19 protein-coding genes and 2 tRNA genes are annotated in these 21599 nt (G+C 65.5%); 13 read left to right on the plus strand and 8 right to left on the minus strand.

What is annotated here, in order from left to right:
• From AC6IY7_RS17840 to AC6IY7_RS17855, 4 genes are all read left to right on the plus strand, one after another.
• On the plus strand, positions 1–1443 hold the full coding sequence (locus tag AC6IY7_RS17840; protein WP_497780738.1) for a hypothetical protein: 1443 nt from the start codon (positions 1–3) through the stop codon (positions 1441–1443).
• A complete protein-coding gene (locus AC6IY7_RS17845) occupies positions 1422–2495 on the plus strand; it encodes a glycosyltransferase family 4 protein (protein ID WP_497780739.1) in 1074 nt (357 codons plus the stop codon). Before AC6IY7_RS17840 ends, AC6IY7_RS17845 begins: the two co-directional genes overlap by 22 nt.
• Positions 2496–2574: 79 nt before the next feature.
• Complete coding sequence (locus AC6IY7_RS17850) at positions 2575–3693, plus strand: glycosyltransferase (RefSeq protein ID WP_497780740.1); 1119 nt, start codon at positions 2575–2577, stop codon at positions 3691–3693.
• 1 nt (position 3694) lies between these two features.
• The gene (locus AC6IY7_RS17855; RefSeq protein ID WP_497780741.1) at positions 3695–4525 is read left to right on the plus strand and encodes a glycosyltransferase family 2 protein; all 831 of its coding nucleotides are present in this window, start codon (positions 3695–3697) and stop codon (positions 4523–4525) included.
• Positions 4526–4563: 38 nt separating this feature from the next.
• Here AC6IY7_RS17855 and AC6IY7_RS17860 read toward each other — a convergent pair whose 3' ends face one another.
• Both AC6IY7_RS17860 and AC6IY7_RS17865 read right to left on the minus strand, forming a co-directional pair.
• Positions 4564–5838 carry a glycosyltransferase family 4 protein gene (locus tag AC6IY7_RS17860; RefSeq protein ID WP_497780742.1) on the minus strand — a complete coding sequence of 425 codons (1275 nt, stop codon included), beginning with the start codon at positions 5836–5838 and terminating at the stop codon, positions 4564–4566.
• A gap of 31 nt (positions 5839–5869) precedes the next feature.
• Complete coding sequence (locus tag AC6IY7_RS17865; protein ID WP_497780743.1) at positions 5870–7576, minus strand: sugar transferase; 1707 nt, start codon at positions 7574–7576, stop codon at positions 5870–5872.
• A 129-nt stretch (positions 7577–7705) separates the two neighbouring features.
• Between AC6IY7_RS17865 and AC6IY7_RS17870 the strand changes: the two genes are divergently transcribed.
• Both AC6IY7_RS17870 and AC6IY7_RS17875 read left to right on the plus strand, forming a co-directional pair.
• Positions 7706–8425 (plus strand): metallophosphoesterase family protein, encoded by a 720-nt coding sequence (locus AC6IY7_RS17870; RefSeq protein WP_497780744.1) that lies wholly within the window; start codon positions 7706–7708, stop codon positions 8423–8425.
• A gap of 107 nt (positions 8426–8532) precedes the next feature.
• The gene (locus AC6IY7_RS17875; protein ID WP_497782882.1) at positions 8533–10536 is read left to right on the plus strand and encodes a GumC family protein; all 2004 of its coding nucleotides are present in this window, start codon (positions 8533–8535) and stop codon (positions 10534–10536) included.
• 73 nt (positions 10537–10609) lie between these two features.
• Here AC6IY7_RS17875 and AC6IY7_RS17880 read toward each other — a convergent pair whose 3' ends face one another.
• Positions 10610–11065, minus strand: coding sequence for a Ros/MucR family transcriptional regulator (locus tag AC6IY7_RS17880; RefSeq protein ID WP_497780745.1), 456 nt, complete (start codon positions 11063–11065; stop codon positions 10610–10612).
• A 298-nt stretch (positions 11066–11363) separates the two neighbouring features.
• Positions 11364–11438: transfer RNA gene (locus AC6IY7_RS17885), tRNA-Val, on the minus strand.
• A gap of 263 nt (positions 11439–11701) precedes the next feature.
• Between AC6IY7_RS17885 and AC6IY7_RS17890 the strand changes: the two genes are divergently transcribed.
• The 5 genes from AC6IY7_RS17890 (at position 11702) to AC6IY7_RS17910 (ending at position 16208) form a co-directional block, all read left to right on the plus strand.
• Positions 11702–11881, plus strand: coding sequence for a YdcH family protein (locus AC6IY7_RS17890; protein WP_331939441.1), 180 nt, complete (start codon positions 11702–11704; stop codon positions 11879–11881).
• 145 nt (positions 11882–12026) lie between these two features.
• A complete protein-coding gene (locus AC6IY7_RS17895; RefSeq protein WP_497780746.1) occupies positions 12027–13463 on the plus strand; it encodes a protein adenylyltransferase SelO in 1437 nt (478 codons plus the stop codon).
• Between the two features lie 10 nt (positions 13464–13473).
• Positions 13474–14067 carry a hypothetical protein gene (locus tag AC6IY7_RS17900; RefSeq protein ID WP_497780747.1) on the plus strand — a complete coding sequence of 198 codons (594 nt, stop codon included), beginning with the start codon at positions 13474–13476 and terminating at the stop codon, positions 14065–14067.
• 121 nt (positions 14068–14188) lie between these two features.
• Complete coding sequence (locus tag AC6IY7_RS17905; protein ID WP_497780748.1) at positions 14189–14407, plus strand: YdcH family protein; 219 nt, start codon at positions 14189–14191, stop codon at positions 14405–14407.
• A 640-nt stretch (positions 14408–15047) separates the two neighbouring features.
• Positions 15048–16208: a PepSY-associated TM helix domain-containing protein gene (locus tag AC6IY7_RS17910; RefSeq protein WP_497780749.1), complete on the plus strand. Its 1161-nt coding sequence runs from the start codon at positions 15048–15050 to the stop codon at positions 16206–16208.
• A gap of 71 nt (positions 16209–16279) precedes the next feature.
• Here the strand turns inward: AC6IY7_RS17910 and AC6IY7_RS17915 are convergent, their stop codons facing one another.
• Together AC6IY7_RS17915 and AC6IY7_RS17920 are read right to left on the minus strand one after the other, a co-directional pair.
• Positions 16280–16849: a hypothetical protein gene (locus tag AC6IY7_RS17915; RefSeq protein ID WP_497780750.1), complete on the minus strand. Its 570-nt coding sequence runs from the start codon at positions 16847–16849 to the stop codon at positions 16280–16282.
• Positions 16850–16931: 82 nt separating this feature from the next.
• On the minus strand, positions 16932–17492 hold the full coding sequence (locus AC6IY7_RS17920; RefSeq protein WP_497780751.1) for a copper resistance CopC family protein: 561 nt from the start codon (positions 17490–17492) through the stop codon (positions 16932–16934).
• Between the two features lie 284 nt (positions 17493–17776).
• Between AC6IY7_RS17920 and AC6IY7_RS17925 the strand changes: the two genes are divergently transcribed.
• Complete coding sequence (locus tag AC6IY7_RS17925) at positions 17777–18916, plus strand: HupE/UreJ family protein (RefSeq protein ID WP_497780752.1); 1140 nt, start codon at positions 17777–17779, stop codon at positions 18914–18916.
• Between the two features lie 18 nt (positions 18917–18934).
• Here the strand turns inward: AC6IY7_RS17925 and AC6IY7_RS17930 are convergent.
• Positions 18935–19010: transfer RNA gene (locus AC6IY7_RS17930), tRNA-Glu, on the minus strand.
• Between the two features lie 180 nt (positions 19011–19190).
• Here AC6IY7_RS17930 and AC6IY7_RS17935 point away from each other — a divergent pair.
• The gene (locus tag AC6IY7_RS17935; protein ID WP_497780753.1) at positions 19191–21038 is read left to right on the plus strand and encodes an ABC-F family ATP-binding cassette domain-containing protein; all 1848 of its coding nucleotides are present in this window, start codon (positions 19191–19193) and stop codon (positions 21036–21038) included.
• A gap of 109 nt (positions 21039–21147) precedes the next feature.
• Here the strand turns inward: AC6IY7_RS17935 and AC6IY7_RS17940 are convergent, their stop codons facing one another.
• Positions 21148–21474, minus strand: a complete 327-nt coding sequence (locus tag AC6IY7_RS17940; RefSeq protein ID WP_497780754.1) for a GNAT family N-acetyltransferase — start codon at positions 21472–21474, stop codon at positions 21148–21150.
• Positions 21475–21599: the final 125 nt, after the last annotated feature.

Consider the following 21599-nt stretch of genomic DNA (forward strand, 5'->3'; position numbering starts at 1 on the left):
ATGCGCTCCCTTCCCGGCGAGGCCGGCGTCGCACTCGCCGGCTCGGCGATCATCGGCGCGGGCGCCGTCTTCGCGATCTCGCTGACGCCGGTCGATTATGCGCCTCCAGGCGCCATGTTCTGGCCTGCCGCCGTTTTGTCGGCGAGCCTGCTCGCGATCCCGCTCATGCGCGCCGTCCTCGAAGGGCTGTACGGCCTGCTCCATGCCGAAAACCTTCTCCTCGTCGCGATCATCTATTGGGTGCTGCTCGATCTGCTGCAGGGGGCCTATCCGCTGGACGAGCTGGCGCGCGAAGATGTGATCGCCGCGCTGGAGACGATCGCGATTTTCGCCATGTGCATCCCGCTCGGCCGGCTCGCGCCGATGATCGACCCGCCGAGGCCCATCGCGCGCGCGGCGAGAGCCGATCTGCCGGCGCAGAACGCCTTCATCGCCGTCTGCATCTGCTTCGTTCTCTGCATCTCATCTTTCGGCATACCGACGAGCTTCGATCCGGCGCGGATGATCGACGGCCTCTATCAACCCCGTTTCGGCGCGCCCTGGTCGCGTGGCGATCTCGGCGGCTGGGACGCCTTCATCGATCATCTGGCCTATTTCGGCTATGTGCTGCCCGCGGCGACCGTGCTGGTGGCGACACGCGCCAAGGTGCGCTGGGCCGATCCGCGCGTCTGGATATCCATCCTGTTCACGGCGATCGTCTGCGCTTTTCTCGCCCAGAGCGGGGGCCGCCGGATCATCGGCATGATGCTGGGCTCCGGACTCCTGTTATGGATGATCTTGAAAGAGCGCTTCTCCATCGTGCGGGCCGCCGCGGTCGCGGGCGGCGCCATCGGCGTGCTGAGCCTGCTGCAATTCATCCTCCTCATCCGCAATGTCGGGCTCGAAGGATTTTTGAGCGGCGACGTGGACCTCGAGGATTTCGAATTCGCCGGCCAGTTCCACGTCGACGACAATTTTCTGCGTCTCGCGCAGATCATCCATTATTTCCCCGACGTCGTCGAATATGTCGGCTGGAAGCAGATTTATTACGTGCTGGTCCGCCCCATTCCGCGCGCGCTATGGCCGGACAAGCCGATCGACGCCGGCTTCAGCCTGCCCGGATTGGTCGGCAAATCCGATGTCTCTCTGTCGAGCTCGATCATCGGCGAGCTGCATGCTTCCTATGGGCTCGCCGCCGTCGTCATCGGCGCACTGCTGCTCGGCGGGGCCGCGGCATCCTGGACGGCGCTGCTGCGCGAGCGCAATGAAAACGCCCGCGTTCTCTATTGCCTCGGCCTGATGGTCTTTTTCGTCGGCATGCGCTCGATGCAGGAAATCGTCTTGATGACCTACGCCGTGCTCGCCTGGACGGCCGTCAGCCTCGTCACCTCCAAAAAGGCCCGCGCCACGACGCCGCCCGCCCGAGACGATAGCGAGAAGCCGTGCGAACCGTCGTCATCCTGACCTGCGTGCCCTCGCCCTATCAGGTGCGGCTGTTCGATCTCCTCGCGGCGGACGGACGTATCGCGCTGCGGGTGATCTATGAGCGGATGACGGCCGCCGACCGCCAATGGGATGCGCCCGCCCTCGCCCATGAGCACGCCTATTGCCGCGACGCGCCCTTCGCGCGTCTCGAGCAATGGGTGCGCGACAGCGATCTCTGCGTGTTCGGCGGCTATCGCGATCCGTTCTTGCGACGGCTGCTGAAGCAGCGCTTCGCTGCGCGCCGCTCTTTCGTGTTCTGGGGCGAGCGTTTCGGCTACCAGACGCCGCTCGTCTTCGGGGCGATCTATCGGCGCTGGGCCATGCGCGCCTTTCACGCGAGCCGATCGGAAATGTGGGGCATGGGTGAAATGGCCATCGCCTCCCATCGCCGCGAATTTGGTCCGCGCCGCCGCTATCGAAACGTCCCCTACACATCCGATCTCACGGGGTTTTCGGCGATCGACCGAAGCGCCGGCGAAACGCGCGCCCCCCGCCTTTTGTTCTCCGGCTCGCTGATCGCGCGCAAGGGCGTCGATCTCCTCGTCGCCGCTCTCGAGCGGGCGCTCGCCGACGGCGTCGCCCTCGAGACGATCTTCGTCGGCGACGGGCCGCTGCGTCCGCAGGTGGAGCGGCTGGCGCGCCATCATCCGAACCGCGTCGAGCGCGTCGGATTCACGCAGATGGACGCGCTGCCGGACGTCTACGCCCGCGCCGACGTCCTCGTCGCGCCCTCCCGTCACGACGGCTGGGGCCTCGTCGTCATGGAGGCGATGGCCGCCGGCATGCCGGTGCTGGCGAGCGATCGGACGGGCGCGGCGGTCGAGCGCGGCGCCGCCGAGACTGGATGGCTGATCCCGGCCGGCGACGCGGCCGCGCTGGAGCGGGCCTTGCGCGAAATCGCGCGCACGCCGATCACGCGGCTGCGCGCCATGGGCGCGGCTGCGCGCGCGCGCAGCCGCGACTATAGCGTCGAGGCCGGACGCGATCGTATGATCGAGGCGATCGAAAGCTGCCTCGCCGACGAGGCCTGAGGGAGACGAACGGCTGCGCATTCTGCATGTCACGCCGACCTATCTACCGTCGGTCCGCTATGGCGGGACGATCCATGCCGTGCATGGATTCGCCGAAGCGCAGGCCGCGCTCGGCCATGAGGTCGAGGTCTATACGACCAATGTCGACGGACCGGGCGTGTCGCCTACGCCGGTCGGCGCGCGGGTCGATCTCGACGGCGTCGGCGTGACCTATTTCGAGACCGGCCTCGGGCGACGTCTCTATCGATCGCCGACCATGGGCGACGCGCTGCGGCGACATGCGGCGGAATTCGACGTTCTCCATCTCCATTCCGTCTTCCTCTGGCCGACATTGGCGGCCGCGCGCATCGCGACGCGCAGCGGCGCGCCCTATATTCTGTCGCCGCACGGAATGCTGGTCGCATCCCTCGTGCGCGCCAAGAGCGCGGCGCTCAAATCCGCCTGGATCGCGCTGTTCGAGCGACGCACGATCCGCGAAGCGGCGGCGATCCACGTCACCTCATGGCGCGAGGCCAATGATCTGAAAAGCTTCCGCTTTGGTCTGCCGCCCGTGGCGATCATCGGCCTCGGCGTCGACGCTGCGCCGCTGGGGGAGACGCGGCGGGACGTCAGCGCCGATGTCGCCGCGGCGATCGCAGGATCGCCCTTCGTCCTCGCCTTCGGACGCATCACCTGGAAGAAAAATATCGAGGCGCTCGTCGAGGCGGTCGCGCGCACGCCCGATCTGCGATGCGTCATCGCCGGCAATGACGATGAAGGCGGCGCCGCCGGACTGGCGCGTCTCGCCGCTCGGCTCGGCGTCGCCGACCGCTTGACGATCATCGCGCGTCAGATCGGAGAACCGGATCGAGCGGCGCTCTATCGCGCTTGTCTGTGCCTCGCTCTCGTCTCATTCAACGAGAATTTCGGCAATGTCGTGCTCGAGGCGATGTCGCACGGCCGGCCGGTTCTCGTCTCCAGCGCCACGGGCGCGGCGGAGGCGGTCGCGGCGGCTTCGGCGGGCGTCCTCGTCGCCCCCGACGTCGCGTCGATCGCGCACGGCCTGGCGGCGCTTCTATCGAATCCTCGCGCCGCGGATGACATGGGCGCGCGCGGACGCCGGGCGGTCGAGCGGCGATGGAGCTGGCGCGCCGCCGCAAAGGAGATGATCGCGCAATATGAAGGCGTTTCCGCGATCCGACATGCGAGGCTCCCATAAGATGACAGCCCTTTCCCTGCTCGATCGGATCACCCCTGTTCTGCTCACTCACGACGAGGAGCCGAATATTCGCCGCGCTCTGTCGCGCTTGCGCTGGGCGAAGACGATCGTCGTCGTCGACAGCGGCAGCGCGGATGGAACGCTCGCCATCCTGCGCGCTGACGCGCGCGTGCGCCTCTTCACGCGACCTTTCGACACACATACGAATCAATGGCGTTTCGCCGTCATGGAGACCGGCGTCGCCACCGATTGGATATTGCGACTCGACGCCGATTATCGCCCGAGCGACACGCTCGTCGCGGAGATGCGCGCGCTGCGCCCGGCGCCCGACGTCTCGGCCTATGAGATCGCCTTCGATTACGCGATCTTCGGCCGCCCGCTGCGAGGCTCCCTCTATCCGCCGAAAACCGTGCTTTTGCGCCGAGGGCGCTTCACGGTCCTCGATTGCGGACATACGGAGCGCTGGCGCGTCGATGGCCGCGTCGAGAGGCTCGCGGGCCGGATCGTCCACGACGACCGAAAATCGTCGATGCGCTTCGTCTCGTCGCAAATCGGCTATATGTCGCGCGAGGTCGAGCGGCTCGGCGCCGAGCCGCGCTCATGGAAATCGCGTCTGCGCAGCCATCCGCCGCTGGCGCCGATCGCGGTCTTTCTCTACGCCTATTTCGTCAAAGGCCTGTTTCTCGACGGCCGCGCGGGTCTCTATTATGCGCTGCAGCGGCTGGTCGCAGAATCGATCCTCGCATTGATGGCGCTGGAGAAGCGGCTGACCCTTCCGTCGGATGTCGCGCCTTCGACACGAGACGCCGCGAAGCGCGAGGATGCGCGATAGCGCGAGCATTTTCCACGCGAGCGAGATCGTTCGAGCGATCATTCCGCCGCTGGACGGGCCGCGACGCGCGGCGCATCGAGCTCGCGCGCATCGACCCTGCTCTCTTGCAGGCTCGCGAGCAGCATCTCCCATTCCCGCAGCGATCGGCGGCGGCCCAATTCACGGTCCAGCAGAGCGCGCGCATTGCGTCCCCATCGGGCGATCGTCGCGGGATCGCGCATCGATCGGCGAAGCAGCTCGGCGAGGCCGGCGCCGTCGCCGCTGGCGATGGCGGCCCCGCAGTCGTGGCGCGTGACCAGCGACGCGATCTCGCCCTTCGGGTCGCCGATGACGATCGCGCCGCGGCCGGCGGCGGCGACGCCATAGAATTTGCTCGGCACGATCAGCCCCTCCATCGTCGGCCGGAGCGATATCCAATGGATATTCGCGGCGGTGAGCGAGAGCGGCAGCAGCTCTGCGTCCTGATAGGGGTGAAACTGGAACATGGGCGCGAGACCGCGCGTCTCGACGTCGGCGCGAAGGCGGCTCGTGAGATAGCCGCCGCCGATGAAGAGAAACAGCAGATCGGCCTCCTCGCGCAGCCGCTCGGCGGCGTCGAGCAGCGTGCGATATTCATGCGCGCGGCCGAGATTGCCCGAATAGGCGACGACGAAGCAGCCGCTCAATCCCCATTCGGCGCGCAAGGCATTGTCTTCGATCGGGCGCGGACGCACATGCTCGTCGTCGCACCAATTGGGGATGACGGAGACGCTCTCCGGCGGCAGGCCCAGCGCGTTGAGACGGGCCGCCATGCGCTCGCCGATCGCGACATTGCGCGCAGCGAATTTCAGGCTGAGATCGCGCGCTCCGGCGAGCAGCGCGCCGAAGGGCGCCGGCAGACGCAGGCCGAGCCCCAGCGCCACCTCGGGATAAATGTCCTGAAGCCAGTTGACGAGACGGCAGGATTTGACCCGCGCCACCAGCGCGAGCGCGACTGAGAGCAGCGGCGGATCGGTCATGACGACGAGGCAATCGCCACGCGCGGCCAGGCGCATCGCCGCCACCGCGAAATGTAGATAGAGCGCGACCGCGTCGAGGGCGCGGCCCCACAGGAAATGCCGCCCGAAGCGCGATCGATAGACCCGGTGAACAATGACGCCGTTCGACGTCTCCCGCGCCGGCAGCTCCGCGGTGGGGTCGTCATAGAGCCCACGGCTCGTCACGACGACGACTTCCGCCCCTTTCGCGGCGAGATGGAAGGCGAGATCGGACAGCAGCTGGCTGGTCGCCGAAAGATCGGGCGCGAAGAAGCGATTGAAGAAGACGACCTTCATCGCGGCGCTACGGGCAAATCGGACGGCGACGTCAAATCGGTCGTCCGGGGGCGAGCGCGGCCGCTTTCGGCCGCGCTCGCGGGCGCAGGCCGGTGGCCTCCGGACGTTCGGCCCTGCCGCGCGCGGCGCCTTCGAATTCGCGCCGATACCAGCCGGTCGCATGATCGACCGCCGCCCGATTCAATTTTTCGCCGGTGAAAGCGACCGCCAGCGTGCCGAGGGCGATCGCCAGATCCAGCCGCATGGAAGCGTGCCGGATATACCAGACGTCGAGGGCATTCTTCTCCTCGGGCGAAACCAGGGTTCCGCCTTTGATCTGCGCCCATCCGGTGACGCCCGGCCGCACGCTGAGCCGGCGCCGCGGGTCCATCGGCTGGTCGACGGGTAGCAGCGGCCGCGGCCCGATCAGCGACATATGGCCGATGATCACATTGTAGAGCTGCGGAATCTCGTCGAGCCGGGCGGCTCGGATCGCGCGGCCGATTCTCGAAAGGCGCCGTTCTTTCGGCACGCGGCGGCCATGGCGGTCGAAGGGCGGGCGAAACGTGCGGAATTTATAGACGTAGAATCGCTCGCCATTGCGCCCGACCCGCTGCTGCCAGAAAACGATCGGCGCGCCGACGTCGATCAGAATGGCGCAAGCGACGATCACGGCGGTCGGCACGGCGATCACGAGCAGCAGGCTGGTGACGAGAAGGTCGATCATACGCTTCGAGCCGAAATAATCCGGCGCGTCGAAACGGCGGTCGGGTGGCGCTCCGAGCGGCGTCTGCGGCCTCGCCTGCCGCGGCGCGAGATTGAGCGCTTCCGAAATTGCGAGGCAATCGCGACCGCGGGCGTCGCATTGCGCGGCGACCTCCTCCAGCAGTTCGGCGGGCAATGCCTCTTTGTCGTCGGCGAGCCATATCTCGTCGATGTCGACGCCGTGCTCGGCATATTCGTCGAGCACATCCCCTATTTCCTGCGGGAGACCGACGATCGAGACTCCGCCGACCTTCCTCCCGACGAAAGACGGCCGCGCGTCCAGCGCCGCGACGACCTGCGTCGTCCGCGGTCGCTGATAGTCGGTCAGCTTGATCGCGACCGAGGCGAAGCGGTCCACGCCGATCAGAATCACGCGTCGCAAGGCGACCGATGGGTCGGCGACATCGGTCTCGAGCTCTCTGCGCCGGACGTCCCTGTGGCGCAGCCGCGTCGCCGCCCGGATCGCGATCAGGCCGGCGCTCAGAACGAGCCCATAGATCACCGGGGTCGAACGCGGCACGCCCTCGAGCCGTGTGAAGGTGAAGAGAACCACGCTGCTCGACGCCACGGCGCAGGCCGACGCCGCGCAGACATCGACTGCATCGCGGAGCGAGAAAAACTGCCCCATCCGGTCGCTCAGCCGGAAGCCCCACAAGATCAGCAGCGAGCAGGCGATCGAAAGAAAGGCGTAGCGATAGGGAGCGGGCATGTCCCGGGAGAAATCGGTGGCGTCGAGAAGCGCTGGATCACGTAGCGCGAGCGCGATGAAAGGCGCCGCCGCCGCCCAGCCGAGATCGGCCAGCCGGAGGCGGAACGCCGTCCTATCCCTCGATGCCGGCGACGCCACTCTCATATTGGAAATTTCCCAGTGTAAACAGAGCTTTACTGGCCAAATTGAGCATTTGTCATCTTGAGCATAGCCGAGGCAATATGTCAACAATGCGGCGTATGTCGATCGATCGCGGATAAAAGCGCGATGATCGTCTCCCCTCACGATTTCGTCGGTCGACGATATGTTCTAGACTTCGGGCCGACTGTCGCGGCGGGGCCCCGGGCGCGACTGCACCGGGTCGGCTAAATGACGATTTCACGATTGGCGCGATTTCAGACATTACAAATCGGCTTGCCGACTGTCCTTCCACCGAATCTGCGCATCTATGCGGTCGGCGACATCCACGGGCGCGCCGACCTCCTCGAAGCGCTCGCGCGCCAGATCGAAGACGAGCTCGCCTCGGCGCCGGTCGAGGCGCTGACGATTTTTCTCGGCGACTATGTCGATCGCGGCCTCCAATCCTCGGCTGTCGTCGAATCCCTGAGCCGCGGCGTTTTTCCGACGCCATTTCATGCGCTGCGCGGCAATCACGAAGACATATTGCTGCGTTTCCTCGAGGACGCCTCGGTCCTCGAGCGCTGGCGCAAGTTCGGCGGGATGGAGACGCTCCATTCCTATGGCGTGGACGTCTATTCTGTCATGCGCAGCAAAGGCTATGAAGAGGCGCGCCGCGCGTTGGTCGCGCGCTTCCCGGACCACCACCGGCAATTCCTCGGGGAAACGCCGCTGACGGCGAGCTATGGCGATTATTTCTTCTGCCACGCGGGGGCGAAGCCGGGCGTGCCGCTCGACGAGCAGAGGGCTGAAGATCTGCTCTGGATTCGTGAGGAGTTCCTGAATTTCCAAGGAAGCTGGGAAAAGATGATCGTGCACGGCCATACGCCCGTCTCCGAGCCCGACGTCCAGCACAATCGCATCAATGTCGATACGGGCGCGTTCGCGACCTCTGTCCTCACCGCTCTGGTGCTCGAAGGAGACAGTCGCCGCATGTTGTTCGCGGGCCGCGTCTGACCGCCCCGAGACCCCTGCTCCGGCGATCGGAGACGGCGTCCTGGCTCGACGCGCGCCGCCGCAAGTTTCGCGCTGCGGCGCAATTCGTCCGCAGGCGCTGGCCGCCGCTGCTCGGCGCGACGCTTCTCGCTCTCTTCGCCGGCGCGCTCTTCATCGCATCGGCGACGCCGCTCTATACCGCCTCCACGCAATTGCTGATCGAGATGCGCCGCGAACGCGCGATCGGCGCCGACGCGATACTGACGCAGGCGCAGATCGGCCGGCAGACGATGAAGAGCGAGATCGCCGTCATCAAATCGGCCGCGCTGCTGCGGCGCGTCGTCGAGCGGGAGCGATTGAACGAGGATTCCGAATTCGGCGCCGGCTCGACCGCCGCGACGATCGACCGCCTGAGGAACGCCCTGGCCGTCGCTGTGCCGCGCTACTCGCCGGTGATCAAAATATCCGTCACTTCCGCGGATTCGACGAAAGCGGCGCGGCTCGCCGACGCCGTCGCCGACGCTTTTCTCGTCGACAAGCTCGACACGCGGCTCGAGGCGGCGCGGCGCGCCTCCGCCTGGCTCGCCGATCGGCTCGTCGCGCTGCGGCGGCAGTCGCGCGAGTCCGAGGAGGCGCTGACGCGCTTTCGCGCCGCGACCGGCTCCTCGGGGAACGCCGATGGAGCGAATATCGAACCCGAGCAGCGCGCGCGTCTGGCGCGACGAGCGGCGGGCGCGCGGGCGGAGGCGGCCGAGCGAGAAGCGCGCCTCGATCTGCTGCGACGGATCGAGGATCGCGGCGGCAGCGCCGCGGAACTCCCCGGCGTCGGCGGAGCGATTGCGGAATTGCGCCTGCGCGCCGCGCAGCTCTCTCGACAGGAGGCCGAGCTTCGCTCGCGTTACAACAGAACCCACCCTGCGGTCGTCGCGCTTCGCGCCCAGATCGCAGACGTCGATCGCGCCATCGAGGCGGAGATCCGCCGGCTCTCCGTCGGTGTCCGCAACGATCTCGCGCTCGCTGAGGGAAGCCGGGAGGCCGCCGAGACGACGCTGCGCGAAATTTCCTCGGCCGATGATCGCGGCAAGTCGGAGGCGATCACGCGAAACGAGCTGGAGCGCGCCGCCGCCGCCGACAGAAAGCTTCTCGACGACACGCTGCGCCGCGCGCGACTGGTCCAGGAGCAATCCAGATTCGACCCGCGCGAAGCGAGGATCATATCGCCCGCGCTCGCGCCGAGCGCTCCGTCATGGCCCGACAATGGGCGAACCATGCTGATGGCGCTCGCGCTCGGCTTGCTCGCCGGCCTCGGCGTCGCCTATCTCTGCGAATTGACCGACACCGGATTCACGACGCTCGCCCAGATCGAAGCGACGCTCTCGCTTCCCCTTCTGGCCTCGATTCTCGAAACGCGAGCGCGCGGCGTCGCGCCGATCCTCGCGGACCAAATGCGCGCGAGGCCCCTGTCACGCGCGAGCGAAGCGCTCCGCGCGCTGCGCAGCGCCATCGAGATGAGCGACGTCGACGATCCGCCAAAACTGATTCAGCTCGCCGCGACCGCGCCGGGTGAGGGAACGACGACGATCGCCGCGGCGCTCGCGGCCTCGGCCGTGCAATCTGGCCTGCGGACGCTGCTCGTCGACGCCGATCTCCGCAATCGGGCCCTGTCGCGAATTTTCTCGGCCGGCGACAGGCCCGGCCTCGTCGATCTCCTCATCGGCTCCGCCGGGCCGAGCGAGACGATCTTCTTCGATGAGGCGCGCCGGACATGGGTTCTTCCGGCGGGCGGCGAAATACAGAATTCGGCCGATCTTCTCGCATCGGACAAGATGAGGGCGCTTCTCGCCGCATTGCGCGGGCGGTTCGATCTCGTCATCGTCGACACGCCGCCGATCGGCTCTATCGTCGATCCGATCATCGTCGCCGGGCTCGTCGACAAGACGGTTCTGGTCATTCGCTGGGCGGCGACCCCGCGCGAGAGAATCGCGCATGCGATCGAACGTCTGCCGGATCGCGGCAAGATCGCTGGCGTCGTGTTCAATCGCGTGATCGAAGCGAAAGCCCGGAAATACGGCCAATACGCCTATTCCCGCTATCACGGCGGCGGCGCTTTCGAATCCTATCACGTCGAGTGAGGCGCGGCCGTCGGAACGGGCGGCGCAAGGGAGCATCGGGCCGGGCGAGACGCGTCGGCGTGATGGATGCGCGTCAGGCCGGGGCGGCCGCCTTCCTGACCGGCGCGCCGCGCTTTTTCGGCGCGACGAGGATTTTCGCCGCCGGCTTGCGGCCGAGGCCGAGCGATTTCGCCAAGGCGGAGCGCTGCGCGGCGTAATTGGGCGCGACGATCGGATAGTCGCTCTTCAGCTCGAAGGCGGCGCGATATTCGTCCGGCGTCAGCTTGTGCTCGGCTTGGAGATGGCGCTTCAAGGATTTGAACGGCTCTCCGCAACAAAGGCAAGTAATCGCGTCCGGGCTGACGGATTTCTTCACCGGAACCGACGGCCGCCATTGTTTGGCCTCGCCGTCCGTCGGCTCGACGTCGCCGCCGAAGGCCTTTTTCACAGCCGCGATGACGGAAGGAAGATCCATGGGAGCAACAGTATTATTCGAAAGATAAGAAGAGAGTATCTGCGCGACGAGAGCTTTGTCTTCGGCTTCGGACATGGTCGTTTCCTCGGCGTTCGAATCTTTTCTATTGGAGCCGATATCGATGTCGATTGCAATCGGCGACTTCCCTCGCCAAGAGACGTGCGCCTCGCCAAAGGACGCGCGTCGAATAGCGAGCTCATTTTCGAGATTAGGGTCGACGGAGCGCGAGTCGAAATATTGCGAAACGACCGACCCCTGCAATATCGCCCGATTGGCGATGTCGCCGCCGTGGGTAGACGAGACAGTGGCCCGACGTCGCCTTTACGTCATCGGACGATGGAATGATCGAGCATGAGAAATCAGCGGCTCGGAATGGTGGGCGCGACAGGGATTGAACCTGTGACCCCTACGATGTCAACGTAGTGCTCTCCCGCTGAGCTACGCGCCCCCGGCGCCGACCGGATTGCTTCGGTCCGGCGCGAGTGACGCTCGTATAATGGCTGTCGGGCCGAGGCGCAAGCGCCGTTCGACACCTTTCCGCGCGCCGCGGCCAAGCGCCGCCGCAAGCTCGGAAGGTTTAAGATTTCCTTCCGCAAACAGGGCCTTTGGGCAAAATAATTCACATCCTTGCGACCTCGTCGCCTCTTGCGGGGCCTCGAATTCGTGTCACACTGGCGTCGTCCTTCTGTCATGAACCAACGGAGGCGCTGAATGTCGCTACAGACCCATCTCGTCGAGCTCGAACGCCGCCATCAGGCGCTCAAGAAAGAGATCGAGCAGAAGCAGCATCATCCCCGAAACGACGATTCGAAGCTCCACGAGCTGAAGCGCAAAAAGCTTCAGCTAAAGGACGAGATCAACAAGCTGCGGCAGGGCGTCAGCCTGCATTGACGGCCCTAGAGAGGTCTAGCGTCGAGGCGGAGAGCTCTTCTCCGCCTTTTTTTTTTGCGCCGCGCCCTTGCGCGCCCGCGGGCGCCCGGCTTGCTTTCCTGGCATGGCCCAACGCATTATTTCTCAACGCGAGAGCGAAGACACCATGCCCCTTTCCCCGCGCTATCGCGCCGAAACCCTCCACGCCTCGCTCGGCGACGGCTTTTTCGACCTCGTCGAGCCCGCGCGCTTCCCCGCGCATATCCTGCGCTATCGCAACCAGCGCTGGGCCGAGCGCGTCGGCCTCGACACGCTGACCGAGGCGGAATGGATCGGCCATTTCGGGCGTTTCGAGCCCCTGCCCGGCGGCTTTTCCAAGCCGCTGGCGCTGCGCTACCACGGCCATCAATTCCGCACATACAATCCGGACATCGGCGACGGCCGCGGCTTTCTGTTCGCCCAACTCCGCGACGCGGGGGACGGCCGGCTGCTCGATCTCGGCACAAAGGGGTCCGGCCGCACGCCCTGGTCGCGCCAAGGCGACGGAAAGCTCACGCTCAAGGGCGGCGTGCGCGAGATTCTCGCCACGGAGATGCTGGAGGCGCTCGGCGTCGACACATCCAAGAGCTTCAGCCTGATCGAGACCGGCGAGCCGCTCTATCGCGGCGACGAGCCCTCGCCGACGCGCTCCAGCGTGCTGGCGCGTCTCTCCCATTCCCATATCCGCATCGGCACCTTCCAGCGCCTCGCCCATCTCGACGACCAGGCCGCGCTCGGGCGGCTCATCGATTATTGCGTCGCCCATTATTTCCCCGAGCTCGCCGACGAGCCGGCGGAAAGCCGCGCCGGCGCCTTTTTGGAGCGAGTCGTGGCGCGCGTGGCGCGGCTCGGGGCGCGCTATATGGCCGCGGGCTTCGTCCATGGCGTGCTCAATTCGGACAATATCAACATCACCGGCGAGAGCTTCGATTATGGGCCATGGCGATTCGCGCCGCGCTATGATCCGCAGTTCACGGCGGCCTATTTCGACGACAGCGGCCTCTATGCCTTCGGCCGTCAGCCCGGCGCGCTCGGCTGGAACCTCACCCGGCTCGCCGAGACCATTTTGCCGCATGTCGGGCTCCAGCGGACGGAGCAGATTCTCGGCGGCTATCAGAGCGTCATTCAGCGCGAGTTCCAGCTCGCGCTGCTCGACCGATTCGGCCTGCTGCCGGCGGATGATCCGGAGCAGGACGCCGCGCTCGCCAAGGGTCTGCTCGAATTTCTCGGCAAGACGCAGGCGCCCTTCGAGCAGACATTCTTCGACTGGCGCGGGGGTCTGGCGAGCCGCGAGCGCGCCGCCGTGAGCCCGGAGGCCGCGCTTTATGACGCGCCGGAGTTCGGCGGACTGCGCGAGGCGCTGGCCGCTCATGAGACGGCGCCCGCCGCCAATCTCGACCATCCCTATTTCCGTCACGCCGTCCCCTGCACTATGCTCATCGAAGAGGTCGAATCGATCTGGGCGCAAATCGCCGAACGCGACGACTGGAGCGCGCTCGGCGACAAGATCGCGCAGATCGCCTCCATGCGCGAAGCCTATACGCCGGCGCCTGCCGGGGGATGACATTCGGAAGATGAGCCGCTCGATCTGCGCCTGTCTGTTTCTCGCTCTCTCGAGCGCCGCCGCCGCCAAAAATCTGCTGATCGAGAAAATCCCGCCGAGCGGGGCCTGTTTCTTCCGACGCTATGACGAAGCGCATCTTCGCGAGCATCCCGGCCAGACCATCGTCTCGGTGCGGATCTCGATTCGTCGCGAGCTTCCCTTCACGCCGGAGGACGCGCGCGACCTGCGCATCGAATTTCGCCAGAAAGGGCAAGCCAAGCCGTTCTATGTCGTCGGCGGCTGCGCCTGGAGCGAGGAGGCCAATCGCGACGTCCGCGGCGTCCGCCTCATTCAATCCTTCCGCAAGGACGCCGCGGCGCAATGCATGGCGCGCGGCGGCCTCGGCGACTCGGCGGAGGAAGGCGGCGACTTCCCCATCGACCTCGCCGAGGATGGCGCTTCGCTCACGCTCTACATGGATGAAGGCGTGAGCGGCTGGCGCGGCCCGGACCAGAAGAAAAAAGCGACCTATCTCGAGCTTGCGCGCCAAAATCGCGTCTTCCGGCTCGAGCGCGTCGATCCCGCCGCCTGCATCGAGCTGGACAAATCGGTCGCGGTCGATTGAAACGGGAAAATTGCGTGAACACGCCGCCGCATACGTATTTAGACTTGAAGATGAACATGACGCGAGGCGATAATCGTCGCGTCACGACTCGCTGCGACGCGGCGCTCGGGCAGGTTGACGAATGGTCGATGAGCTAAACGAAGCCGAACGTAACTCGATCCTGGTCGAAGTGGAGCGCCTGAGGCTCGAGCACCGAGATCTCGAGGATGCGATCGACGCCCTTCTCGCGGTCGGCGCCGTGGACCAGCTGCAAATTCAGCGGCTGAAAAAACGAAAATTGCTGCTGCGCGATCGCATCGCTTTTCTGGAAGACCAGCTCACGCCCGATATCATCGCTTGAGCGGCGGCGCGAGAGCGGAACGCTATTTCCACATTCTGAGACCGACCGCGACGGCGAGCGAGACGACCGCCACGATCGCGACGACTGCCACCAGCCTCACCGTTTCCTTGCTTTCTTGGGCGCTCCCCATACGGTCCTCCGCCGTGCTTTTTCAACTTTGACGAGCCTATGCCTGTCCAAGAGAGATACAATAAGCGAAGATGCGACGGAACAGCGCAGTGAGGATCGCCCACTCGAAGCGCGACATGGCGGCCGGCGCCTCGACAGATCGATATTACACATTTGCGCCCGAGAACAAAAACCTCCCGACGCGCAAATCCGAGATTTCCGCCGATCCGAGATTTCCGCAAATCGGAATTTCTCCGCGGGCGCCGCCTCGAGCCCGGGCGAGCTCGCCTCGAAAGCCCGGCGATCCGCGCCGTTGACACGTCCGCCGCAAGAGGCTCCCATCCGTCGGCCCTAGAGTCTTTCCGTGTTTCATTGAAACACGGAAAGACTCTAGGCTTTTGTTTTGACGCGCTTCCAACGCCGAACCGGTGTCCACTTCGGCTGGAAACGCTTTAAGGCGCGGGCGCAGCCGAACCGAAATCTCGCCGCGCTCCGAGGGATAGAGACGAGATGTCGGTCGGAGGCGTCCATCATGGGTCGAAACGAGCTGGGCCGCAAAATATTTCAGGCGACCCATCGCATCATCGGCCTCTTCGCGGGCGCGATCCTCGTCCTCATCGGACTCAGCGGCAGCGTGCTCGCCTTTCGCGAAGACATAGACGAATGGCTGAACGCTCCGCTCATGCGCGTGGATGCGCCGGAGCGGTCGTCCCCGCGCCCGCTGGATGAAATTCTCGCGGCGGCGACCGCGGCGACGCCGGCGGAAGGCAGGCCGGAGCGCCTCACGCTCCCGCGTCATGCGCATGCGGCGGCGATCGTGAGCTATATGGTCGAGACCGACGATCTCGACACTTATTTCCACCAACTGTTCGTCGATCCCTATACGGCCAAGGTCACCGGAAGCCGCTTATATTCGCATGGCGACGATGTGTTTTCGCAGCCCTTGGTCCAGATCGTCATGGCGTTTCACTGGACGTTGCTGCTCGGCGCGAACAACGCCTATCTCGTCGGCGCGATCGGCCTTCTCCTGTTCCTCTCGATTCTCTTGGGGCTTTGGCTCTGGCGGCCGCGCAATGGCGATTGGCGGCTGGGATTGACGATCAAATGGGGCGCGAGCCCGGAGAGGATCGCCTATGACGCGCATCGGAGCGTCGGCGTCTATTTCGCGCTTCTCCTGCTCGTGACGCTGGCCACCGGTATCGCGATGATCTTCAAGCCGGCGACGCATTCGCTGGCGACGTTGATCTCCCCGGTGCGTTCCGAGCCCGATTATGGAAAATCGACGCCTGTTCCCGGCCAGGCGCCGATCGGCCTCGACGCGGCCGTCGCGATCGCGGACAAAGTTTTCCCCGCCGGACGGCTGCATTGGATTCTCCTGCCGAGCGGCGATGACGGCGTCTATGTCGTCGGCAAACAGTCGGATGACGAGCCCAACCGGACCAAGACATTCCGCAATGTCGGCGTCGATCGCTACAGCGGCCGCGTGTTGCAGGCGCAGGACCGGGACGATTTCACCGCGGGCGAGAGGGTCTTGGAGTGGCTGTTTCCGCTGCATTGCGGCGAGGCCTTCGGCGCGCTCGGCCGCTCGCTCGTTTTGCTGACGGGGCTCGCGCCCCTCCTCCTCTATGTGACCGGCTTTCTGCGATGGAGTCACAAGCGCCGCGCACGGCGGCGCCCGGCGCCGCCGGCATGACGCATAGAGTTTTGACGCGTTTCCAACGCCGAACCGGCGTCCACTTCGGCTGGAAACGCTCTAGACCTTCGTCACTGGCCGACGGAGATCGGCATCGCGATCCTGTCCTCTTCGCTCTTGCCTTCGCCGAAGGCGAGCTCGAGAACATATTTCCCTCTGTGGTCGAGCGAAGACTCCAACGTCACAAAGCCTGCGGGACGTGGCTTGGACGGCACGGAGGTCAAAAGCTCCAGCGCCCCTTTCGGGTCGGTCTTGTAGAAAGAGAGCGCGACCGATTGCCCTCTCACATCTTTCTCCATGAGCGTGACGGAAAAGATGGCCTTTCCCGTTCCGGGAAGCCGATCGCAATATTCGTCATATTTGCTGAGGTCGTTCGTCGGCCCTCCGGCGCTCTGGTCCGAATCTGCGAGGAAATAGGTCGTCAGCCGCGCGGAGTAGAAGTCGCTCACCTTGAGGCAATTCGCCATGGTGCGATCGCCCGCCTTGACGGCCGGCCGATAGAAATGCGCGTCCAGAAAATCATTCCAATATAAATTGAAGGACGGCCCCCAGAATGAATAAGAGAAGGCGGCGACATTGCCGCCGGCGATCAGAATGACGGCAAGGAACAACATCAGATTCATCCGGCCGTTCGGGCTCATCGTCGTTGTTTCCTTTTCCCTTTGTCGAGCGGCGTTTTCGCATCGCGCGAAGCCGGCCGCTCACCGCGGGCCACCGCGCCTCTCAAGGCCGCACCTCGAAATTCCAGGCGCCGCTGACGAGATGGCCATCCGCCGACAGCGCACGATAGCGAACCGTATATTTGCCGGGCGCGAGCGGATTGACGCTCACCGAGACATGGGCGGGATCGGATCTGTCGATCGCCGCGTCGCGCTTGTCGACGCGCTCGCCGGCGGCGCTGATCACCGCCAGAGCGGCGAAGGCGTCCCTTATGCCCGCGTCATACCAGACATCGACTTTGCCGATATTCCCGGCGGCCGCGCCGTCCTGCGGCGGAGACATGCGCACGACGATCGCATGGGCGAGCAGAATGGGCGGCTCCGCCATCGGCGGCGGCTGCGACGGCGCGAGCATCCCGATCGCCGAAGGCGCCGCCGAGCGCGGCAGGCGATCGTCGACGATCGTCTCTGAGCCGCTTCCATGCGCCGAGGCGCGTGGAGCCGGTGCGATCGACAGAAACATCGCCAGACCGAGCAGCAGTAGTGCGCCGCTGCGCGCAGGAGTCTGTCGAGCGACGTCGGTTCGAGGTGGATTGCTAGCGGGAGCCGCGGCGCGAAGGATCATGGTTTCCGTTTGTCGTGCATCCGTCGATGCTAGGCGGCCTCTCGAGCTCGAGCAAGGCGCTCCGTTCCACCTGCGATTGTGCGGCGCAGCAGCAGACGGCCGCACGGCGAGCCGAGCCAAGCCCGAGCCGCCTTCGACTTGTCAGCGCGAGCGTGATATGCACTAGCTTGATATTATGCATACGTCGCCTTGTCGCAAGGCGTCAAGGGCGTCTACAGGACCGGACGTCGACAGGAATGGACGTCGACAGGAATGGACGTCGACAGGAATGGGAGTCGACAGGAATGGCGCCTTCGCCGATCGCTCTGCTCATCGTCCTTCTCATGAGTTTCGGCGGCGCGGGGGCGGCGAAGGCCCATACGGCCGATATTTCCAGCAGCCGCATCGTTCCCGAAGGGAGTGGCCATTATCGCGTCGATGTCGGCTTCCTCGGCGCCGACATCGAGCGCATGTTCGCCGAGAATAAGCCGAGCCAGACCGATGTCGATCTCACCGAGCCGGGTGTGATCGAGGCGATGATCGGCAAATTCATTCAGAGCCGCGTCGCGCTACAGAACGAGGCCGGCGCGACCTGCCCGAGCGAAATCGTCTCGGTGGGCGCGGATCCGGCCAATCCGCGCGATTCCAAAGTCGTGCTGCGCATGGATTGCAGCGCCGTCTCGGGCCAGATCTTCTACAATCCGTTCAAGCTGCTCGAGGCGCAGGGAAAGCGCGCCAAACATCTCGTCGGCGTCGGCGAACGCGACGCGGGGGAGCGCCTGACCGAGGCGCAGTTCCAGGGCCTGGAGCCGGCGCCGGGCGAGGTGATGATCTTCCCCGGCGACGCGATGGTCGATCTCTCCAAGCCGCTGCTGACGCCTTGGCAGCTCGCGCCGAAGTTTTTCGCCGCCGGCGTCGAGCACATCATGACCGGCTATGATCATTTGTGCTTTCTGATAGCAGTGATGCTATGGGCGACGCGCGTCTGGCCAGTGGTGAAGCTGGTGACCGCCTTCACCGTGTCGCATTCGGTGACGCTGTCGCTGGCGGCGCTCGGTCTCGTCGATCTGCCGAGCCGTTGGGTGGAAATCGCGATCGCGCTGTCGATCATCTATGTCGCGGTCGAGAATTTCTTCACCTGCAAGGTCGAAGGCCGCTGGCGCGACACTTTCGTCTTCGGCTTCATCCATGGATTCGGCTTTGCGAGCGGCCTCATCGAGATCGGCGTGCCGCAGCGCGCGCTGGTTCCGGCGCTGGCGAGCTTCAATCTCGGCGTCGAGGCCGGGCAGATCGGCGTGGTGCTCGTCGTTCTGCCGCTGCTTCTGGCGATCGACAGGATTTTCACCCATGGGCTGCGCGATCCGCGCCTGGTGCGCGCAGGCTCGGGCGTCATCGCCTGTTTCGGCGCGTACTGGCTGTTCGAGCGGGTTTTTGGGATCGGGTGAACCGGAAGCCGTCGCGACTGGCGCGCCCAACGGGAATCGAACCCGTGTTTTCGCCGTGAAAGGGCGACGTCCTAGGCCTCTAGACGATGGGCGCGGGCTGCGCCGGCGGCTGGCCGGCGCGAAGCGGGCGCAGATATAGAGGGCCGCGCTCGGGCTGACAAGCGCCAAGAAGGCCTTTGTCGCAAGCCTCTCCGCGCAGCTCCCCGTCCTCTGCGGACCCTTTCCCCTGGCGCCGACGTTGCACATCGACCGCAAAGGCCCTAGAGGCGAGGCCATGCTCTCCATCGATGATCTCACCTACCGGCTCGGCGCGAGGCTTCTCTTCGACAAGGCCTCCGTTTTCGTGCCCCCGCGGACGCGGGCCGGCTTCGTCGGCCGCAACGGCGCCGGCAAGACGACGCTGTTCCGCATGATCTGCGGCGAGATCGCAGGCGAGACCGGAACCATATCGCTACCCGCCAAGCTGAAGATCGGCCGCGTCGAGCAGGAGGCGCCGGGCGGACCCACGGCGCTCGTCGATTTCGTGCTCGCCGCCGACATCGAGCGCGCCACGCTGCTGGAGCGCGCCGAAACCGAGACCGACCCCCATGAGATCGCCGAGATCCAGACCCGCCTCGTCGACATAGACGCCCATGCGGCGCCGGCGCGGGCGGCGGCTATCCTCTCCGGCCTCGGTTTCGACCCCGAGGCGCAGCGGCGCCCGCTCTCGGAATTCTCCGGCGGCTGGCGCATGCGCGTCGCGCTCGCCGCCGTGCTGTTCTCGCAGCCGGAGCTTCTGCTGCTCGACGAGCCGACCAATTATCTCGATCTCGAGGGCACGCTCTGGCTCGTCGACTATCTCGCGCGCTATCCCGCCAATATCGTCGTCATCAGCCATGACCGCGACATGCTCGACGCCGTCTCGACGCATATTCTGCATCTCGAGCGCGGCCGGCTGACGCTCTACAAGGGCAATTACAGCGCCTTCGAGGCGCAGCGGCTCGAGGCGCGCGCGCTCGCCGCCAGGGCGGGAAAGAAGCAGGAGGAGCGACGCCGCGAGCTGCAGGCCTTCGTCGATCGCTTCCGCTTCAAGGCGACCAAGGCGCGGCAGGCGCAGTCGCGCCTCAAAATGCTCGCCAGGCTGGAGCCGGTCACCGCCATCGTCGACGACGAGGTGCTGCCCATCTATTTGCCTTCGCCGGAAAAGCCATTGTCGCCGCCGATCATCGCCTTTGAAAATGTCAGCGTCGGCTATGGCGATCGCACGGTGCTGTCGCGCCTGTCGCTGAGCCTCTCGAATGACGACCGCATCGGCCTGCTCGGCTCCAATGGCAATGGCAAATCGACCTTCGCCAAGCTGCTGTCGGGGCGTCTCGAGGCCAAGAGCGGCAATGTGGTGCGGGCGGCGAAGCTCGAGGCTGGTTTCTTCGCCCAGCATCAGATCGACGATCTGAACGAGCAGGATACGCCCTACTCCGTCTTCGCGGCGCTGATGCCCGGCGCGCCCGAGGCGCGCATTCGCACGCGCGCCGCCCAGACCGGCTTTTCCGGCGCGCGCGCCGAAACGAAGATCGAGCGTCTCTCCGGCGGCGAGAAGGCGCGGCTGCTGCTCGGCGTCGCCTCCTTCGCCGGACCGCATCTGCTCATTCTCGACGAGCCGACGAACCATCTCGACATCGACAGCCGCGCCGCTCTGGTCGAGGCGATCAACGCCCATGAAGGCGCGATCGTGCTCGTCTCGCATGATCGCTATCTGCTGGAGGCCTGCGCCGACCAGCTATGGCTCGTCGAAGGCGGCACTGTGCGCGCTTTCGACGGCGACGTCGACGATTATGCCCGCTATGTGCTGGCCCGCGCCAATGGGGACGCGCGCAAGCAAGAGGAAGAGGAGCCGCGCGAGAAGCCACGCCGGGTCGAGGGAAAGCGCGACGCCGGCCAGGCGCGTCGCAAGCTCGCGGCTGCGGAAGAGCGCATGAAGAAACTCGGTGAATTGCTGGCGCGCGTCGATGCCGCGCTCACCGATCCCGACGCTTTTTCGCGCAATCCGCAGGAGGCGAATCGTCTCGCCCAGCAGCGCGCCGATCTCGCTACGGCGCTCGCCGACGCCGAAGATCAATGGCTCGCGCTATCGGACGAGGGCTGAGCGGAATTTTAAAAAAAGCAGGAACCAGCTCTTCGATAAAAATCCCGCTGCTTCCAACGATTCCGAGCGGGCGTTCGTCGGCGAAGCGAGGAATGCCGGCTCGGACCGCTCAGGCCGATTTGCGAAGGACGATATCCGCGAATTCCTGGTGACGCGCGATATAATCGGCGACGAACGAGCATTCGGGAACAACCTTGAGGCCCCGCGCCCGCGCCCATTCCAGCGCGCCGCGGATCAGCTCCGAGGCCGCGCCCTTGCCGCGCAGCGCCGGCGGCGTCTCGGTATGGGTGAAGACGAGGGCGCCGGGCGCCAGACGATAATAAGCGACGGCCGTGCCGTCTTCGAGATCGAGCTCGAAGCGATCGAGTTCGACATTGTCGTGGACAGCGCCATGCGCCTTGCGCGGCGCGCTCTTCAGCTGGGCGATCGAACCCATGTGTCGTCCTCCTCGATTGCCCACCGCCGAACGTCGAGGTGGTGACCGCAGTGCAGCAAATTAAGGGCCAAGCGTTAATTTTTCTGGCCGCGCGAGACAAGCTCGGAACTCGACCGGCTCGGAAC

This window comes from Methylosinus sp. is20ea, assembly GCF_059718135.1.

What these genes read in the sequence shown, in the direction of transcription:
- AC6IY7_RS17840 (WP_497780738.1), top strand. Translation starts at nt 1, where the DNA reads ATGCGCTCCCTTCCCGGCGAGGCCGGCGTCGCACTCGCCGGCTCGGCG.
- AC6IY7_RS17855 (WP_497780741.1), top strand. Translation starts at nt 3,695, where the DNA reads ATGACAGCCCTTTCCCTGCTCGATCGGATCACCCCTGTTCTGCTCACT.
- AC6IY7_RS17860 (WP_497780742.1), bottom strand. Translation starts at nt 5,838, where the DNA reads ATGAAGGTCGTCTTCTTCAATCGCTTCTTCGCGCCCGATCTTTCGGCG.
- AC6IY7_RS17880 (WP_497780745.1), bottom strand. Translation starts at nt 11,065, where the DNA reads ATGTCCGAAGCCGAAGACAAAGCTCTCGTCGCGCAGATACTCTCTTCT.
- AC6IY7_RS17890 (WP_331939441.1), top strand. Translation starts at nt 11,702, where the DNA reads ATGTCGCTACAGACCCATCTCGTCGAGCTCGAACGCCGCCATCAGGCG.
- AC6IY7_RS17895 (WP_497780746.1), top strand. Translation starts at nt 12,027, where the DNA reads ATGCCCCTTTCCCCGCGCTATCGCGCCGAAACCCTCCACGCCTCGCTC.
- AC6IY7_RS17900 (WP_497780747.1), top strand. Translation starts at nt 13,474, where the DNA reads ATGAGCCGCTCGATCTGCGCCTGTCTGTTTCTCGCTCTCTCGAGCGCC.
- AC6IY7_RS17905 (WP_497780748.1), top strand. Translation starts at nt 14,189, where the DNA reads ATGGTCGATGAGCTAAACGAAGCCGAACGTAACTCGATCCTGGTCGAA.
- AC6IY7_RS17910 (WP_497780749.1), top strand. Translation starts at nt 15,048, where the DNA reads ATGGGTCGAAACGAGCTGGGCCGCAAAATATTTCAGGCGACCCATCGC.
- AC6IY7_RS17915 (WP_497780750.1), bottom strand. Translation starts at nt 16,849, where the DNA reads ATGAGCCCGAACGGCCGGATGAATCTGATGTTGTTCCTTGCCGTCATT.
- AC6IY7_RS17920 (WP_497780751.1), bottom strand. Translation starts at nt 17,492, where the DNA reads ATGATCCTTCGCGCCGCGGCTCCCGCTAGCAATCCACCTCGAACCGAC.
- AC6IY7_RS17925 (WP_497780752.1), top strand. Translation starts at nt 17,777, where the DNA reads ATGGCGCCTTCGCCGATCGCTCTGCTCATCGTCCTTCTCATGAGTTTC.
- AC6IY7_RS17935 (WP_497780753.1), top strand. Translation starts at nt 19,191, where the DNA reads ATGCTCTCCATCGATGATCTCACCTACCGGCTCGGCGCGAGGCTTCTC.
- AC6IY7_RS17940 (WP_497780754.1), bottom strand. Translation starts at nt 21,474, where the DNA reads ATGGGTTCGATCGCCCAGCTGAAGAGCGCGCCGCGCAAGGCGCATGGC.